Source organism: Desulfosporosinus metallidurans, assembly GCF_001936615.1.
GTDB lineage: Bacteria > Bacillota > Desulfitobacteriia > Desulfitobacteriales > Desulfitobacteriaceae > Desulfosporosinus > Desulfosporosinus metallidurans.
On record NZ_MLBF01000037.1, the window covers coordinates 13,169 to 32,647 of the forward strand.

Here is a 19,479-nt window from a genome sequence, read left to right on the forward strand (position 1 = left end):
GCTGAAATCCGCATGAACACTGAGTTTATGGTATAATTAGATGTCGATCCAAATTAACCAAAAATGAGGTGTTATCATGCGGAAACCTGTCAAAGAAATTGAAAACGTGCTCCAAAATCATGGTTATTCGATTAACAACATTATATGTGAAGTTATGAAGACCTTCAAGCTTAAAACACTGTGCCACCAAGTTAGCTTTCAAAAACAGGCGGGCTACAGTACTTCGGAAATCCTCGTACTCATGTTGATGCTACCCCTAATGTTACTAAAAAGTGTCCACGCTTTATACAAAAGTGAATCTAAAAAGGTTACCACTATGAAAAAAGACACTATCTATCGCCTGAAAAATAATGAAAAAATGCCTTGGAGAGCATTACTACTCGTTATGGCTAAACAGTTCCAACGATTAGTGAATCCTACAAACGAAATGGATGACAAGTCCGCCTTCATTCTGGATGATACGACTATCGCCAAAACAGGTCGGAGAATTGAACAGGTTAGCAGGGTATTTGACCATGTCGCAGGGAGAAAAGGTACTAAACTAGGCTTTAAAAATCTCACACTTGGTCTATTCGACGGTAAAATCTTCAAGCCTTTGGACTTCACCCTTCAAGCAGAAAAGGCACTAACGAAGGCTCGGCACCGCAAAGAACAGTACAAAAAGCTGAGAGATCCAAAATCTGCCGGGGCGAAACGTATCCGAGAATGCCATGTTAGCAAAATTACGAACGGTCTTGACATGCTGAAACGGGCTTTAAAACAGGGATTCAAAGCCAAATACGTACTTGTTGACAGCTGGTTCAGCAGCCACGAGTTTATTCAAACGGTTCGGGAACTGGGCAAAAATCCGATGCATTTGATTTGTGGAGTCCGTAAAGATGGTCGAAAGTATCTCTACAAAGGGGATTCCTTCAACGCCAAGGAATTGCATAGCGTTTTAAAAAACGAGGGTCAAGAGAAACGTTGTCGGAAGCGAAATACCCGTTATTTCGAAGCCGTTGTTGATTATGAAGGAATAGGGCAAGTTAAATTGTATTTTTGCCGTTTTCCCTATCAGAAAAAATGGAGGTTGTTTCTCTCGACCGACACATCCCTCAGTTTATTGAGCATGTTGGAGATCTACAGCGTCCGTTGGAGCATAGAAGTCTTTTTCAAGGAAACAAAGCAGTACCTTAAATTAGGGACGTGTCAATCGAGGGACTTTGATGCTCAAATCGCTCATATTACAACTTGTTATGTTCTCTATACTCTTCTGGCCTACTTTCGTCGAGTGAACGCCTATGAATCCTTGGATGGTTTGTTTGCCGAGATTAAAGACGAACTTATTGAGAAGAATGTAGCGGAACGCCTGTGGGAATTATTTGATGATTTACTACAAGTGGTGATAACAAGCATCGCCAAGTCCGGTTTAGTGGACCTTTTGGAATTTAAGAATTCCCATGAATATGAGTACTTGAAAGAGCTATTTGAGAATTCATTTCTTACTAATCAGCTGAAAGCCCTTGAAAAGGCTAGTTAATCATTAATAATCAAAAGGTAACAATGACATTAGGCTACCGGGAAACAAGAAAAGCAGGGATCTAGAGGGGTGCGAAACTTCAGCTGTTTGATAGCAATTATCTCACATACTTTACTAGGCATAAGTAAGGGGCTATCAACTTGTTTTCCAAGGAGAATCTCAGAAGCGTTTCTTATATGTTGATCGATAGAAAATCCTACAATTTCAGCCTTATCTAAATACTCTTTCGCTTTTTCAAACTGATTGTTGTTAAGGTATAGAATACCAATCTCATACAATGCATGGGGCACCGAAAATTCTTCATATATTTTTTTATATTCGTTTATTCTCTGTTCATAGTTACTGTAATCACAAATCAACGGCTTAATCAGATTTTCCAGTTCCATTTTAACGTTTTCGTCAATTATCAATGCTTCATATGCACAATAGAAATCCACAGCTTTTTCATAATTTCTCTGATTTATCAAAAATACAATATATACACAATAAAAATTAGAAGCATCGGGGGCAGTAATATCCCTCTTCTTCGTTGCCAAAGTATCATAAATCTCTTCAACCATTTCAGGACGATTGCACCTTGTGTAAAATTGTAGCAGTTGTTGATAAATAAGCGGTGACTCTAATTTTTCACAGAGTTCAATATATCCTTTTTCAGCATCTGCTAAATTACCCGATAACTCCTGAGCATAAATATCATACAATTGGTCTGTGTCATCTTTCCTCCAATTTTCCTGATACTTTTTATAATATTCATCAAACAGTTTCGATCTTCCTCTAAAGAACAGCGCATCTAGAAAAAATTGATACAACCTTTTTGTGGATATTTCTTCTCTGTCTATTATAGATCGCAATTCATCAATAATAATATCGAATTTCTTTTGTCTGTGATAATACCCCATACTAATTAATAGTCTATCTTCAGGGTTTAACCTTAGTAATACATTATTATCCATCTTACCCATCTCAAGGTCGCAGTTTGCTTTCATCAAAATCATATCATATTCTTCACCAAAATATGGATATACTGCATCGTATTCCTTGGATAAGCGATAATACTCTTTGGAAATCTCCAATAATTTAAGATACTGATATCCTATTCGCTTATATACACTTTCTTTAAACTTACCATTGCTCTTGGCTATAACCAGTTCAAAACAATCTCTTGCCCTACGTAACATAGACAAATCAACATCAATCAGCCGGATTAAACTTTCTAAATGTGCCTCCTTAATTGCAGCATAATAGTAGTAGAGCCCCAACTCCTCTAATATATGTAAATCATTACCCAAATTATAGGCTTTGTTTAATAGTTTAATTGCATCCAAGTATTGTTGGTATACTTGTCCCGCCAAATTTCCCAACATTAAATAAGTGTATTTTTGCTCCTCCTTCGATACTTTCTGCGCATATAATTTGAAATCATTATCCACATATTTATGTAGTGTTACCCTATATTCCTGTAGCTCTTGTGGTTTGGCAACGCTCCTTGGCTCTTCAACACTACTACAGGCCTTCAAAAGATCTCTAAATACAAGTAAGGTGGGATCATTTGATTTAAATTTAATAGCCGCCTCTATAGCTTCAATCGCCTTATCCCATTCATGCAGATTATAATAGTACTCGGCTTCTCTCCGATAGATAAAATAATAATCCTCTTCCGTATTTATTAAACGGGCAAGTTCTAGATATCTTTTCATACTTGGATAATCACATAAATACCCATAACAAAACACCATTCCTAGATAGACATCTCTTTTCTGATTATCAGTCAATATCTGAAAATCTTCATCCGTCAGTAAGCGTAGGTATTTCTTTAGGGCAGTGCCTATCTGATATTTAGATTCATTCTGTTTGATCTGACGTAAAAGTTTATCTAATTTGCCTTCTGTCGCTGAAATATCAATAATTTTATTCTCAACGCTACCGGTATCCAATTTCTGCGGTGCTTGCTCCAGTAAACAAATCGACTCCAATATACGCCGAATGGCTTCTTGATGACTTGTTTCAGTAATCGAATAAATTATGCATTCCACATCATAACGATTTCGAAGTTTGTGAATTTTTTCTTCCGTTGCTTCGCTTTCGCTTAATAGTATAAAATGTCTGGATCGTGTTAGACGCTTTGATTTATCCATTAACTCTTGAAAATAAATATCGTCTAGGGAAAAACCAATAAATAGGAACGTGTAGCGATTTTTAAAAGCCTCAAAAGTCTCTTTATATAATTCACTTTGGTAAAGTTTTTCATATGATTGCTTTGAAAAGACTATTGTATTTGGTTTACCTATCATTCCATGAAGATTTATGATCGTATTGTCATATTTATTGTGTGCGATCTCATTTAAAAACCCTTGCCCAATATCCTCCAATGTAAAGACTTGAGATTCAAAATAATCAGCCAAAAAGTTATCGTAGTTCGTCGTAATATATTTTGTGCAATGCATCTCTATCAAATCTACGTAATTATGGTCAACATCTTTATCAGTGGTTTTCTTATATTGTAAAATATAGTCACTGACGGCGGTTTGAATATTTAGCTCATCAATACCTTGGGCTTTTATCTCATCAATTGCATCCAAATAATCTTTATTTTTAATCAATTCTTGAATTGACTCCATCTGTTTTTTGGAGAGATTATACATAGAGCCAATTCGAATAATTAATTCACCCCAATCTGGCATTTTAAAACACCTTGACAGCCCAGTCCCAATTATCGGCACCAAGGTCTGACTTTTATACGCTTCTCGTAATGTACTTAGATTATATTGCATAAGATTCTCTCCCTTTTGCGCTAAGGTAGCTTATCCCACTTTGTCTAATCATCCATTTTATATGACGTAATCATCTCTAAGGCATTCCACATATTGATTTAATTACCTCCCGAATTTGTTGTAACAGTCCAACAAGTTACAAAAACTGCCAGAACTTCGATCTGGCAGTTTACCCCCCTTGTTCAAGTGAGTAATTTCGAAAACCCTGTTTGCCTAGTATCGCTGGATTCTAGGGGACTGGGTTTTCGCTTTTCCCCCAGAAACTTATCTAAAAACCGAAAACTTTTTCCAGTTGTATTGGAACTACATACCAGCTATGGAACTAATCTACCTTGACTTTTCGGAGTTACCCCCAAAATTGATCGAATGGCATTTATTACCATATCTTTAAATATTGGGGTGATCACTCTGTTCGGTCATTGGCAAACTCATTCCGAGTATCAACAATTACTCATTCAAAACGTCTTACTTTTTTACCAATTAGACAAACCCAGAGTAACTCGGCTCGCCAAAGCACTATCTAAACTCTATATCCTTGATCTGGATGGTTTAAAACCCATTTTACAACCTTATTACTCTAATACCGGGGCACCAGCTAAACACCAACCTGAGATCTTTCGTTCCTTTGTCCTGATGTCTGAATTAAAATACCACGGCATTTCCGATTGGGTTGATACCCTTAAATCTGATGCTCTTCTTTGTTCGATGATTGGTGTTTCTCCTGATGATGTTCCAGAGGTAGGAAATCATTATGACTTTATTGACAGGTTTTGGTTGGGAGAAAACCCCAATGCCCGGGATTCTCTCCACCCCTTCAAACGCAAGCCCCGTAAGAAGCTTGGCAAGAACCAGAAACAACCACCACGTCATCCTGGTATTATTCAAAAATTTGTTGATTTGGCCTTGCAAGGTAAAACCTTTGAACTTAGACCCGAAAGGCTTCTTCAACAAATATTTGCCAAAGTTGCTGTAGAACCTTCCGCTAAGGCTGGCCTTCTTGGGGATACTCAGAAGTTGGGTATCTCCGGAGATGGTACCTGTATTAACACGGGCGGAAGTCCTTATGGAATAAGAGTTTGCGATTGTAAATCTAAGGGTCTCTTCAGCTGTGATTGTCATCGCAGATTCTCTGATCCTGATGCTCGTCACGGCTGGGATAGTTACCACGAAGTCTGGTTCTATGGGCATTGTGGCTATTTCTTGTCTGTCTATAATCCAATCTTAAAGGCTGATCTTCCACTCTATCTTCGCCTAGTTGAAGCTCAACGTCATGATGGGGTTAGCGCCATTGTCGCTTTAGCCGAAGCCCGAAAGCTCTATCCACACTTTAAGTTCGACCGGTTTATTGGAGACGGTGCTCATGATAATTACCCAACCTATGAACTCCTCAATGCCTGGGATACTAAAGCTGTGATTCCTTTAAACTCAACAAATAAAGGCCATTTTAAGTTTCCTCCACCTGTTAAAGTTAATGAGTTTGGTGTTCCCATTTGTTTAGAAGGTCTTCCTATGATTAACCATGGTTTTATGAAAGATCGTTGCCGGAATAAATGGCGGTGTCCCCTTGCCATGGGCAAAATTAACCATTGTTCTCATAAGGACCAGTGTTCGCCTTCTCCCTATGGAAGAACCGTTTACACGAAACCCGAGTGGGATCAGCGCCTTTTCACAGCCATCCCTCGCGGTAGCAAAGAATGGAAAACTGAGATGAAGAAACGTACTTCTTCAGAACGTGTCAACAAACGAATCCTAGAAGATTACAACCTAGAAGAAAGTCATACTCGTGGCAAAAAACGTTTATCCTGGTGGGTGATGATTCACTCCACAAACATACACCTCGATGTAAGACTTAAACTATCCAATTTTAGCCTTCTCGCCATTCTGGATGATCTGATGACAAAAGTGGCTTAGATAGCAAAATCCCTTTTTTATGCTGGGTACTTGTTAAAATCTATCTTTGATAGGTTGGCTTTGCTATTCCATTCTTTTTGAGCCTTGCAATTATTTCTCGGTATCAAGCTTTAGAACCTTATTACCACCACCTAAAATTATTGCAGAATTTTCTTCTGGCCTACTGGAAGTTAGTTTTCGAAATTACTCCAAGTGTCCTAATATTGATTGCCCCCATCTTATCGCTTTACATTAACTTCCAACCCTTGTGGTGGTATGAACCCAACCAACTAACAAGACTCAGTTCCTTTTTTGAGGCTATGATCAGATTAACTATTGAAGCTTTAGCTTAAAGCCGCCAACAATTGTTGATAGACGTTACGACCCTGATCGTCCTGTTTCCACGCCATGAGAAAGACGCCCTTGCCTTGACTTTCTCTGGCCCATAGATGTCCAAGATTGTCCTTCTCTCCGACATCTTGGGGGTTGTATAAGTCCCCCTTGTATTCCACGACTAAAATACGTTTATCTTCAAGGAGGGCCACAAAATCGGGGTAAAAATAATCCGTTGAAGTTCGAAAGCGGAATGAGCGGGAATCTCGTTCAATATTTCTCACCCAAAATCGGAGGCGATCTCCCAGCATTTCGATAGCCCAGGCACACTCCATTTCTTCGCCGTTCATTTCGAATATACTTGGATAAAAATGCTTCTTAAAGTCATACTTTCCGTGATATTGACGAGGGGGAATGTACGCATTAGGTTCGAAGGAAAAACTGTAATTGTAGGAAACTTCGACATTTGGCGACTGCCCATATAAAAGTATCTGATAACCACGTAGTTTTGCCTGTTGGCGCAATCGGCCAATTTTGTTATTCAGCACCTTCTGCAGTAGAAAACGCCCGCGTGAAAGGGCCGTAAGTGGTATTTTTCGCTCATCTTCCAGAGAGGCAACGGTGCAACGAATAAATTCCAGCATTTGTGGCTGTGGAACATCTGGCATGCGTAGGCGCTTATCCAACCAATAGGACAATTCATTCACTGTCCATCCCGTATCCACAAAGTCAAGGTTTAATTGTTCAGCGGGGGCTACGATAGATTGACGGACATGCCCGTCCAAAATATCAATTGCAAAAGTCATACCATCTGGTTGTAACGAAAACTCTGTCTCGGTTAGTTGTGCTGGGCCAATTAGTTTCCAATCCGCGGCATAAAGAAAAATCTCATCGTCTGGTAATTCTAGTTCACCATCAATAAATAGGCATAATTGAGGAATGATAAATTTATCGCCACGATTGACGGGAGCGATTGCACGCTGTGTGGCGGATTGATGTAAATGCAATTTAAGTCTGGTTTCAGCTTGACTTCCTTGGGCATGGGAAACAAGTTTCTCCAAAGCAATGGAACTTATAGCACTCACGACTGTGGCTATCATCCCACCCGTGTCGGATTTTGACATGACGATGGCTTGTTTATCTGTATCAGGAAGGTCGCTTAAATCTACTTCTTGCGACAGCATTACAACAATCGGATCGGGCTGACGGAACGGTTCATAAGGTTGATCGTCTGCGAAGTCAAAGCTAGGTTGACGGGGTTCCAAGCTCTCGTCAATTTCTTCTTTTTCAAAGCCCATCTTTTCCACAAGACGGTCGTGAAGTTGCGTGACAGCATTGGGCCAAGATATCGATGATACGTAGGCGTAAGCGCGATTTAATACTTCATTTTTGCGTCGCTTTGCGTAGGGCATCCGTAAAACACGACCTAAAATTTGTTCAACGTCTTTGGCGGAATGGATATTTGCCACGGAGCAAAACACATAGGCAAAAGAACAGTCCCAGCCTTCTTTTAATGCCTGCACTGTAATAATGAACTCAATCGGACAATTTGGATCGAATAGATTGATTCCGTCGAGTTCTCGCTGATCACCTGTGACTACTGCGATTTTTTCTTCTGGGATATTTTCATTTGTTAACAAGTGCTCCTTTAAGACCTGCCAAGTGGTTTCTTGGCCCTGATTTTCGGCCTGAAACAGAACAATTGGGCGAATATATTGCGTCTCTTTTCCGCACAAAACTTCAAGCCGTTTGCGTTGCAAAATACTGTCCCGTACCGCTTCAGGCCACGTTTTATGTTCAGTCAGCACAATGGGAAGTTTAATCATTTCTTCGGCTTTAAGCTCCATCGCAGAAACGCTGTGCAACACGTTGCTATTTGAAGCGGGAGTTGCCGTGAATTCAACAACACAGGCAGCGTTGACACGCTCAAACACCTCAAAGCTTAGACGAGTTACATTGTTGTGAGCTTCGTCCACTAAAACAAGAGGGCGGTACATCCGCAGAAGATTAACAAAAGAGAATCGAATTTTCCCTTGGTCGTCACCGTTATTGATCGTGTCAAAGCCGGTAAACCCGACAGGAATTTTACTAAAAAGCGGTTCAAGATTCTCATTATGGGCATATACTTTACGCGAATCCGTGTTAGCTTCTTCGGTTTTGATCGTTTGCATGGTGCCGAGGACAATCACAGCTTTACTCGTTAAATCATGGGGACGGATTTGTGTGAAATCTGTTATATCCAGAACCATAAAATTGCCATTGAACGCTTCTCGTAAAGTTTCGTAATTATAATTGCCTGGGGTCTTGAGGGTCTCCAGTGTCTGCGAGCGAATAGTATTACTTGGAACCAACCATAGAACCAACGGAAATTCCCTTTCTAGATAACTTTCTGATGCTATCCGAACCGATTGGGCAGCAAGAAGGGTTTTTCCGCCGCCGGTCGGTAAGCGAAGACAGGTATATGGGACATTATCGAGCGAGGCGGGCAATGAATTAAACGCACGCTTGTTCACGACGCCAGGCTTTTCATGGGCATCATAAGCAACTTTCGCTCCGAGAAAACGAGCTTGTTCTAGATAGGTTTTCAGACTGTCCAGTGCATTAATTTGGTATGTTTTTAGCGGTATTCTTGTCATTCTCAACCCACCTTTACATCATAGGGTGTTTGCTTAAAAATAATATTGAGGGCATTGAGACGAGCCTTTCCTAGACGACTGGTTTCACCATAAATCACCTTTGGCCCGTCATGGCTGGAAAGATAGGACAGAACCTTCGAAGTCAACACATTGCCGCCGTTTGGGCGCTTGTCCCCCAAAATTCCGTTGTAAAGAAGGTAATAGGCTGTCCCATTATAGGTACCAAGATATGGGTTAAGGGCTTCGCTACGAAGTGCTGTACGAGTTTCAGAAAACCAGATATGGGCGGCTAGGTGAGCAAAGTGAATTTGTGGATTGATCCGCCCCTCGCCATCAAACACCGCCGAGCCAAGCTGATAAAACCGGAATCCTCCTCCGCCTTTCCATCCCACAGCCTCCGATATGCCGCCCTGTTCGCCCTCAATCACCTTTTTCAGGCGTGTAACACAATGTGTCACAGCATGGTCGCCCATTTCAATGCCGATGTAACGACGTCCCATTTTGTGCGCGATAGCAGCAGTTGTACCGGAACCAAGGAAACTGTCCAATACAAAGTCACCGGGGAGCGTAGCAATATGCAGAATTCGCTGCAACAAAAGTTCTGGCTTAGGTGTTCCAAAGGCGTTACTAAACAGTTTTTTCTGTTCAGTCATTGAGGTTTGGGTACTACCACAATCGCTTGCGCTCCACACACTTCTCGGCACTATAGCTTCGGCATCTTTAAGAAACATTTTGAATCGAGGCACTTTTGAAGTTCCATTCTTGCCCCAATACAAAAGATTGTTAGCCTCGTTTTGAAGGTGTTTGTCCATACCATATCGCCAGGTAAGGGTTTCCGGCGGCCAAATAGTTTCACCTGTGACTGGTTTTTTTATGCCGTAGTACAGGTTAGGCCGTTCAGTACGCGTTTTATTACCTGTATAGGTTACTGAATTCCACGGTCCTCGTGGGTCATTGTCAGGATTTTTGTAATAAGCGTTCTGTTGTTCTGTTCTAGGTAATCTATTAGGCGACCAGCTTTCACGGTTCTTAGCATAAACAACAACATAATCGTGGTCTGAACTAAAATATTTTGCATCATTAGCTGGCGATACACGTTTCTGCCAAACCACATTAACCACAAAATTTTTTCTCCCAAAAACCTCATCCATAATCACTTTTAAATAGTGAGCTTCGTTGTCGTCAATTGTAACCCAGATACTACCGTCTTCCGCCAGCAGGTCGCGTAACAATTCAAGACGCGGATACATCATACCCAACCACTGGCTGTGTTCCAGGTTATCATCGTAATGCTCAAACGCACTACGGGTGTTATAGGGGGGGTCAATAAAAATACACTTTACCCGACCCGCATAATAAGGTAACAATGCTTTGAGTGCATCTAGGTTATCGCCCTGTATCAGCATATTCGATGTGCTTGCGTCGCCAAATGAATATTCGTCCTGCTGTTCCAATAGCCGATAGGGAACCTGCTCGGTAGTTCGGATATGTTTGTCTCTATTAAGCCATTGTAAGATTGGCATTGCGTTCCCTCGTTTTCTATGATTTTTGCCTTCGATTTTCTATTTATTAACATTTTAGCACAAACCTTAGACATCCACTTGGAATATTTATTTCCACTTAAATCGTCACGCCAGAAATGTTGTGACTTGACAAGATGGGTGGGTTGCCTGCCTAAAGTAGCATCTTGTCACGAATGTTTGCTTTTCCAGCTTGAGTATAGGAACTCCGATATCACTTTGGCACTATTCATAGCTAGTATTGCATGTCTAACGCTTGGTTTATAGTACTTCGCATTTGATCTTCCGTGTGCATCGCTCATTCTATTTCTAAGGCTAGCAAGTCCATTAATTATTGAAACCATTCCAGACAGAATTTGTTTGAAGCATTCTTCCTCATAAAGACTCGGGTCTGTTTTAAGAACTTTGTTGACTTCTTTGTAAATCTTAATGAGATTACCATCACAGTCACTCGAAACGTTGTTTTCCTCCAAGATAAACAGGCAAACACTTTCAACCAGTGTTCTAGCATTGGTTATTGCACCATCGTAGTCACTGTTATCAATTTTCACTTCACACTTTTGCATTTGTTCTTTTATGTAATCAAAGCCTAGTTCCTTAAGTCCCTTACAGTCGATATGGTGCATCGGTTCAAGATCAAAATCAACGAAGAATCGCAATGACCTAATCTCTGGGGAATTATCTTTAGGTGGGTACACTAACATTACCGCATTTAATAAGGTTTTCTGTTCGTCATCACTAATCTTTACAAGTTTTTCGTAGTCTTCAATTGGTGAAAAAATATCAAACGAACTGATAGTCGAGTAAGAGTAACTGCCGTAAGTAGAAGACTCATCAACTACCGAGTGAGAGTTTTGGAGTTGGTCAGCTAAGTCAGCCCTTTCCCGTCGAATAAGAATTTTACATACTTTCTCGATACCTGGGTCTATCATTCTCTCACCCCTTATAGATACTATAAAGAAAAACGCAAGTTATCTGTTATCCCCCATAGGTCCCTACTTGCTACGGGGTTTACGAGGCGACACAACCACACTCTCTGACTTTCTACAGTTTTCGTTTAAATTCCTTCCAAAACATCTTCGAAAACTGCTGTTTATTTTCTGTGGGAAACTAAAACCAGCGCGTTCCATTGACGTTCTGGCAGTCACCAATTTTGACTATACACTCCGCCTATTCCAAAACGGCCTAACTACGAATTGTCTAAAACGGAAAACATGGCTCTGTAAATTCAACATTATAATTGAAACTAGGTTTGTGAACAAGTATCATGGGATCACCAACTGGCTTAATAAGTGTTGTTGTTACATCAAATATAATCGCATTATCTCCTGAATATCTAGTTGAAGAGTACGATATTCCATTATAGCCTGCCAACCGTGCACAATCTGCTATAAAGCGTGTAACAAAATACTCTGGTTTCCAATTGCTTTTTCTATCTTGAACTTTTTGGTCCAACAAACGTCTAGATAATAATGCTACTAATATTTCACTTTCTGTCATTCCGATTCTATTCCAATCACTTCGTAGATCGAGAATTTTAGTAATGCCACCAATTTCATATTCCTGAATCCAGACTAGACCAGGTTTAAAATATTCCTCAAGAACTTCACCTATAGCAGTCTCCCTATAATCGGCAATATACAGAACGCTTTGACCAGTATGGTGATATCGCCCATCTCTAGCCCTTCCTATAGGAGGCGCTTGCATATCCTTACTTTCATAAACTTCAGAGGATGAAGCTGTTCTCCCTCGATACCATTTTCCACTTAGAGACAAAGAAGGTACATTGCCTCTTAAGATTTCTTTATATATCTTCCTTCCTAATGCAGTAGTAAGTGCAAGTGAAGGATATTTATCCAAGTGTGACTGAAGCTCATCTATCTTACGTCCATATTTCCTTTCTGCGAGTCTACTTTTTTCTTGCGTTTCTAAATCAAAGTGATCCGCTTTGCCGACTATATCGTACCGTTCGAAGTTTGATGCTCCGCAATTATCACAGGTGATATGATTAGCGATATCGCCCCTAAATCTCTCAGGAACATCAAGTTCATCAAAAATCTCCTCAAGTGTGGTTTCCTCTCCTAGTATCCATATGTATTCACCGCCATCGTAAGGTTGGCAGGTCGGGCAATAACTTACTTCTTTTTGAACTTGTTGAAAATATCTCTGGGCAATCTTATTAAGTGTAGGTAAAAAATCATCTGGATCCACTTATAACATCCTCTCTCTGTTAATAACAAATTAGCGATTCATTTCACCTAAATAGTTGCAAACACCTCTAAAGCGGCGATATCACCGAACCAGTATTGTAATATTTTACATCAAATCAATCTGGCAAATAATTCAGATGACCCCTTCCAATCTCCCCACCAACATGTTTTAGCAAGACATCACCCCGACGGGGTTCGCCGTGATGGAGGAGCCGTGTCATAATGCACGGTTCGAAGGCGAGAGTCGAACCTAGAAGTAAGATAGTAAACGCTGCCAAAATTCATCCTAATTAATATCGTCTGATATTAGCAATCTCGATCAGCCTACTGAATATGTCCTCCCAATTGCTGCTAAGGTTTAAGGTTTTGACCAGAATAATTTTTCCACTAATAAGATATTCTAAATCTAGTTCTTCTCCATTTGTCGGATACAACAACATTCCTGTAATTGCTCCATGAAAATCGCTGCTGTTTATATATGTATAAATTTGATACAAGTTGCTTGAAATCAGCTTATTTGTTTCACTGTAGTTTCTCTTTCCAAAGGCAGAGCGATAAAACTTTGTGTCAATAATTAGTTGTGTTTGATTAATATTGTCTTCAAGAACAATATCCGTTCGCATTTCAGGTAGATATTCCAAGCCAATGTGATTGTACTCGCTACTTATACTCCATGAAATTTTGGGCGAATGAACCGTAAAATCCCTACGGGGCAAATGCTTCTTATAAAAATTCAAGACAAATTTTTCATAGAGGATCGCCATCTGTTCGTTCCGAATAAAATCTGCAAACCGCACGGCATTGCCCTTTTCGTTCGTTATCAGTCCGTAATAAAGCAGTTCGCAAATATTCATTAACATTTTGTAATGGATGTTGTTGCGATTGTATTTAAGAAACGAAAATGAATTATTTGTCAGCCTTATCTCATCAATATCTGAGAAGTGATACCTTGTTTTAATAAGCTCATTCTTCAATACTCTGTCAAGTTGAGGGTATTTTATCAAAGTACTGAGGGTTGTCTTAAGTATCTGATTGAATGGTACATTATTGGTAAATTCATCAAAGTCACAAATCACTTTCCTACGTTTTAACGATTGGCGTTTAATTGTTTTCCCCACATCAATTTTACCTCTAACTAGTGATAACTCCTCACAATATTCCTTATACTCTCGATGGAAGCCACGTTTACGCAAATTATTGATTCCACTAACCATTACCTTTGCCAGTAAATTGTAGATATTATCAAACTCTTCAATTCCAGTAATTTGGTCATCTGCTTGCTGCAACGTATTCCATGCGTAGCAAAGCATGTAATAAATGTTCTTGATCGGTATTTTGGGACTTTCAGTCATGTCCATCACCTAAGCAACTCATCTATGGAACTTTTTGCCGTTTCGATGTCGTCAAACCAGTACTCTTCTAACAATGGAGCAATTTCATATCTAATAATTGTTTCGTACCAACCGCTATTGATATTTTCACAATCGCAGAAATAACTATGCCCGATACGAAAACCACTACCTAAATTCGGATCAGTCTCAATTTTATTGTTTAAGTAATTGAGCTTTGTAATAATTTTTTTAGTTAAGACGGCATCAACATCTTTATCCAGCAAATATTGTTCGAACATTTTCACTCCAAAAGCGGGCTCAAGTTCGAAAAAGCTAAAGCGTCTACGCAGAGCATAATCAATCATAGCAAGACTACGGTCGGCTGTATTCATCATCCCAATAATAAACACATTGTCAGGCACGCAAAACTCTAAATCCGAATAAGTCAGCACTATTTTCTCGCTGCGCTTATCCGCTTCTATGAGCATAAGGAGTTCACCGAAAATTTTGCTTAAGTTACCCCTGTTTATTTCATCAATGATAAAGAAATAGGGCTTATTCGGATTGGTTTCAGCGTGTTTGCAAAATTTGTAGAAAACGCCAAACTTTAAAGAAAAACCGTTGTCATCTGGTCGGTATCCCATAACAAAATCTTCATAGGAATAGCTTTGATGAAACTGGACGACTTTGACTCGTTCTTCATCTTTCACACCCATGATCGAGTATGCAAGACGTTTGGCCGCAAAGGTTTTCCCCACACCAGGTGCACCTTGCAATATGATATTTTTCTTTCGTTGGAGAAGTACTAATAGGGTATCATATTGGTCATCTCTGATAAATACGTCTGATAAAAAGTCTTGTTTGGAATAGAGTTCATATATCGCTTCAGCTACATCAGCAGTTTCATCTTTGGAAGGTTCAGACTCGTTTACAATCTTCTCAAGACTTTCACAAAACTCTTCAAAGTCTGTAATATCCGTCAGGGTTTTTATGGCAAATTTTTCAGATAATTCCCATCTTCCTGTTTTAAGCCATTTGACATGACGCACATGCTTGTATTCTTCTGTGTTATCATCATACTCGTAATCCGAAATAACTTCTCCAATTCCAAGCAAAGTTTTCATACCAACCTTCGCATAGATCTTATCACCAATTTGGATTTCATTGCAGAATTGCCATAATGCAAGGCCACTGTTCCTATGATTACTTTGTGTTCCGTATGCAATCTTGAGTTGTTCCTTCATTTCATCTTTAGTATTAAACTTCTTTAAATCACTGACTTTCCCCCACCCGATTGCCATAATACCCTTCTCTATAAACTCATCCCACATATAGGCATCTTCTCCTGGAGCAAATGCCCAAGTTTTCTGATGGTCAATTATCAACGTATTTTCTTTTTTATCCGCTTCCCACAACTTTCGTATTTTTTCCGAATGTAAAATTGCTGAATATACATAACCATCGTTCATAGGATTTTTAGATCTTATTCCAATTTCGTGCATACACTCAAATAAATCACCGTCTTTTCCCTGGAAAATGAAATCCAATATCTCTTCTTTTCTCTTATCTGAAAAAACAGATATAGTCTTATCCGGTTCTAGTAGATATCTAATTGCATTTTTTACACCATCGGGTAATTCATCAAGATTAATATCTCTTTTTAACTTCAAAAAAGATTGCAGCCAAATATTTTGTCTAACAGAAGTATGCGCCATTGTCCGTTTGTCATCGTATTCATTGAATTTATTTTTCATCGCTGCGCTTTTATCAATATAGCTTACTAACTCTCCAATTATTTTCAGGACTTTATATTCTTGCAAATTAAGTTGAGATTTCTCAAGTAATTTTTCAAATGAAAATGGTTTTTCATTTGATTGTGCAATCAAATTATCCAAGATAGTATCTTCAACAACAAGTTGCTTGAACTCATTGTACTTATCGAGTGCTTTTTGAAAATAGTATTCCTCACTGTTTATGATTGATTTAATATTAGTGCTCTCTGCCGCTTCGCGGATTTCTTCTAGATAATCGTTAAAGAAAAAAAAGAACATTTAAAAGCCTCCGTTTACGTAAATTTTTTTAATTACTGCATTCAACAAATTACGGTCATTGGAATTTTCTAACTTCCCCAATAATTCGCCTCTACACAAAACTTCCACCTCTTTCATCGTTATCCTTCTAAGATCGCGGAAGTAATCTAGTTAAAAACAAAAATGACCAGACCATATCAGAACGATCCGACCGTTCATGAAAGAGACCTATTCTCTGACACCTTTTGGGACATGCCAACTGCCACCTAAACGGAAATTAGCCACGGTAATAGCAATATTATATAATGAACCTGTTTCAGTTTAAGAGCACTTACCTTTAACCTGACTCACCAAACCGTGCATACGTGTTCTCCTGGTCGTATACATAAACATTCTTCATTTCAAATCACTTGATTAGTGAAACTTTCTATTCGTTATTCGTCCAATCGACTTACAAAACAACTCCCATTCCAGCGGGAACATATTGTCGCCATACTTTTTAATAGTTCTCTCGACTGTGAAAATCTCAACGCTCCAATGAGTGCCATCACACACACCAACCTCTGTATAATTGGCTTTCCAGTTCAGCAGATTGACCATCTTTAATTTCTCTATAAAAGCTTGTGATGTAGAAACCTGTATTGACCTCTTGCTAGTTTTCTGTGTCTCGCCTTCATTGAAGCTCCAAGTGGTCTGAAGATTATCGAAATCAACTGTCACGTCATAATAGCCACCGAAGTATCCGCCAACTGATGCTTTGATGATCTTTATTTTTCCGTAAGCCTCGTCCATAGCTTGCTTTCTATTCCATTCATGTCCACAGTCGTTACAGGAGTAATCTGGATTCATTTTTCCGGCTTCAGCCTCTCTGGAACGCTCATAGCCTGGCATACCGCAGTCTATTTTTACTGAATTCTTTGACCCGCATTTAGTGCACTTCTTGTATATTATTGCCACACCTAACACCTCTTTTACAGTCCTCTGAGTATGCTGGATACATCCTTCAAATCTTTTATTTCTATTTCTCTCATCTCTTCGAATGGACTATAGCCGTTCCACTGACCAGAATAGGGATAATACCATGGAAATGAGGTTATCGAACGTAAATCCTTTGATACAAGATAGCAAAGAGAATTAGTATCGATCCCGATATCTACAGAATCATTTTCTTTTGGTTCCCAATTTTTCTTGCTTATTTCTATTTGGACGAGAGATAAATGTGGAAATACATTTATCTCTGCTTCTTCAAATGTGCATTCAACCCAATACGAATCTATATCCTCATCCGCTTGTTGCTTTCTCGGAAAGTTACAGCATGGCCAGTATAATTTGATTTTCAAAATAGATCACCTCGCTCAATGATATCTGGGTTCTTTGAAATTTCAATTTGACACTGTTCTTAACTTTAAGGTTCCACATCTTTCCTGTTTGTCCTTCCAAGGTAATAGAATTAATCCAAAATATACAAATTAGGACGAATCATCGGGGATACCGCTAGTTTGATCTACATACTTTTACTCCTTTTGACAATCCTCAATCAATGAACTCCAAATCTGCAGGAGACACAATCCAATGGACTTAGCCTTACTCCTCTTATCTTTATTCTAACTCGTCTATGGGACAAAAAAATGTTGACTCAATTCTGGTTCTTTAACTTCCTTCCGAGATAGCAAAATAATCCAAGAGTGGCAGACAGAATCAAATAGGCCAGATCATATCAAAATGATCTGACCCTTCAAGTCTAGTTCATTGGCTCCCTTTTGACGCCAGAAAAAAACAATTCTGATGGAATCATATCATATACAATATGTTCCGGCGCGCTTGCCATACCTCAAAAATGTCTAAACTAAGCCCTACAAACATGTTCCCAGACAGTAGCTAGTCCTAGTAAATTGTTTAATAATATAACTCAGACTCCGAAACCACTATCTGCCTTTAGCTTGGTTTTCTGTTGAGACAATGATCTCGACGTGCCTATCAATAACCTATCGTTCTAATAGAAGCCCATGGACTTGGCCTTTATTAGGGATTAATTAGCCGCCTTATTCTATCCATCATAGGGGGATTAACCCTAATAAAGTTGAAAAACTCCTTGCTATTTAATACCACTACGTGACTATCTTCTATTACACAATCTGGTGCAGATAATTTATCTTTCCTTGTTTGTCCTTATCACCAGTACTAAACTGGCTTATATCAACCGATAGTCTATTGCCTCTTCTTTGAACGAAATGTTTCTGACGAGTTTCATATAATTCCTTCCAAATTACACGACCACGATCCTTATAATCATCAAAAATACCAACCGGGAACCAATCGGGGATTGGCAATTTCGCTTCTCGGTAATAGTCTCTAAATATTTTTCGAGCGAGATAGAGATAATCATTCGGTTGATAAAAATCTTCGTTGTTATTAATAATTTGAGCCACTCTCCACGAAAAATCAGCAAAGAGTAATTCATCTGAGGCGCCCATGATTTGACTCAAATATTCTTCGGCTTCTTGCTTGCGTTTTGTATCGAAAGCATTATTTACCCCCAGATAGTAGATCCTTCGTTTAATCTGATGTGAAACATCAAATTGGGAAGCATTCGTTGTTCCTATTAAAACCGGATGTTTAGAATCATAGGAATTTGTTACCTCTTTTATAAATTGCTCCCCTTTGAATGCTAGTTTACTTGTGAAAAAGTCTCGTCCTATAAATAGGCATAAGGTTACTCGACTTAAAAAAATCTACTATCACATTCTTACCAGAAATGTGCTCATACGGCATATACTTAGATGGATTACCCATTAAAATGCTGATATATTCAATTATGCAACATACTGTCCTAATTATAAGAACCTCACTTTCAATCTGGTAGTTGGTGTAAATAAAAAACGGCCGAAGTCTCAACAGAGTAACCTCAGCCGTATTTTATATTCCTATTCAATTGTGCACTCTATCTCTGATCCATCAAGTTAAGTAAGTTCCATCTTATTTCGGAGCTTTCTATTTTTCAAGATCTTGGCTCCTATTTGGACCTTATCCTAGATGAACAAATGCCAGACAACCATCTGGCAAATTACTTCTGTGTCCGACTTAGTCCATATTCTCACGAGCAGGTTTGACCAAGACAGCCACCTCAGCGATGCCACGGCATGGACTGGATGTACCATCGTCCCATGGTAGCGATACTGGTAACCTAAATATATACATACAAATATGTTAGGAAAGACGCTATCCCGGCGGGTTCGCCC

12 protein-coding genes are annotated in these 19,479 nt (G+C 39.2%); 2 read left to right on the top strand and 10 right to left on the bottom strand.

The features are described from left to right. The first annotated feature begins 76 nt into the window (after positions 1-76). A complete protein-coding gene (locus DSOL_RS18065) occupies positions 77-1,519 on the top strand; it encodes an IS4 family transposase (RefSeq protein WP_075366212.1) in 1,443 nt (480 codons plus the stop codon). 29 nt (positions 1,520-1,548) lie between these two features. On the opposite strand, the gene DSOL_RS18070 is transcribed toward DSOL_RS18065, so the two are convergent. After that, positions 1,549-4,200 carry an SIR2 family NAD-dependent protein deacylase gene (locus DSOL_RS18070; protein WP_170871551.1) on the bottom strand — a complete coding sequence of 884 codons (2,652 nt, stop codon included), beginning with the start codon at positions 4,198-4,200 and terminating at the stop codon, positions 1,549-1,551. 456 nt (positions 4,201-4,656) lie between these two features. Here DSOL_RS18070 and DSOL_RS18075 point away from each other — a divergent pair, with 456 nt between their 5' ends. Beyond that, positions 4,657-6,201, top strand: a complete 1,545-nt coding sequence (locus tag DSOL_RS18075) for a transposase (RefSeq protein WP_207649645.1) — start codon at positions 4,657-4,659, stop codon at positions 6,199-6,201. 323 nt (positions 6,202-6,524) lie between these two features. Here the strand turns inward: DSOL_RS18075 and DSOL_RS18080 are convergent, their stop codons facing one another. The 9 genes from DSOL_RS18080 to DSOL_RS18120 form a co-directional block, all read right to left on the bottom strand. Beyond that, the gene (locus DSOL_RS18080) at positions 6,525-9,149 is read right to left on the bottom strand and encodes a DEAD/DEAH box helicase (RefSeq protein WP_075366214.1); all 2,625 of its coding nucleotides are present in this window, start codon (positions 9,147-9,149) and stop codon (positions 6,525-6,527) included. A 2-nt stretch (positions 9,150-9,151) separates the two neighbouring features. Continuing rightward, on the bottom strand, positions 9,152-10,672 hold the full coding sequence (locus DSOL_RS18085) for a site-specific DNA-methyltransferase (RefSeq protein WP_075366215.1): 1,521 nt from the start codon (positions 10,670-10,672) through the stop codon (positions 9,152-9,154). A 167-nt stretch (positions 10,673-10,839) separates the two neighbouring features. After that, positions 10,840-11,601, bottom strand: a complete 762-nt coding sequence (locus DSOL_RS26830) for an abortive infection family protein (RefSeq protein WP_083642718.1) — start codon at positions 11,599-11,601, stop codon at positions 10,840-10,842. A gap of 268 nt (positions 11,602-11,869) precedes the next feature. Next, positions 11,870-12,880 carry an RES family NAD+ phosphorylase gene (locus DSOL_RS18095; RefSeq protein ID WP_075366216.1) on the bottom strand — a complete coding sequence of 337 codons (1,011 nt, stop codon included), beginning with the start codon at positions 12,878-12,880 and terminating at the stop codon, positions 11,870-11,872. A 289-nt stretch (positions 12,881-13,169) separates the two neighbouring features. Further along, positions 13,170-14,231 (bottom strand): 5-methylcytosine-specific restriction endonuclease system specificity protein McrC, encoded by a 1,062-nt coding sequence (gene mcrC / locus DSOL_RS18100; protein ID WP_075366234.1) that lies wholly within the window; start codon positions 14,229-14,231, stop codon positions 13,170-13,172. Positions 14,232-14,236: 5 nt separating this feature from the next. Continuing rightward, entirely contained in the window at positions 14,237-16,261 is a 2,025-nt protein-coding gene (locus tag DSOL_RS18105; protein ID WP_075366217.1) for an AAA family ATPase, read from the bottom strand. 393 nt (positions 16,262-16,654) lie between these two features. Continuing rightward, positions 16,655-17,197, bottom strand: a complete 543-nt coding sequence (locus tag DSOL_RS18110; RefSeq protein ID WP_075366218.1) for a hypothetical protein — start codon at positions 17,195-17,197, stop codon at positions 16,655-16,657. Positions 17,198-17,211: 14 nt separating this feature from the next. After that, positions 17,212-17,580, bottom strand: a complete 369-nt coding sequence (locus tag DSOL_RS18115) for a hypothetical protein (protein WP_075366219.1) — start codon at positions 17,578-17,580, stop codon at positions 17,212-17,214. A gap of 786 nt (positions 17,581-18,366) precedes the next feature. Next, complete coding sequence (locus DSOL_RS18120) at positions 18,367-18,726, bottom strand: hypothetical protein (RefSeq protein ID WP_075366220.1); 360 nt, start codon at positions 18,724-18,726, stop codon at positions 18,367-18,369. Positions 18,727-19,479 lie beyond the last annotated feature (753 nt).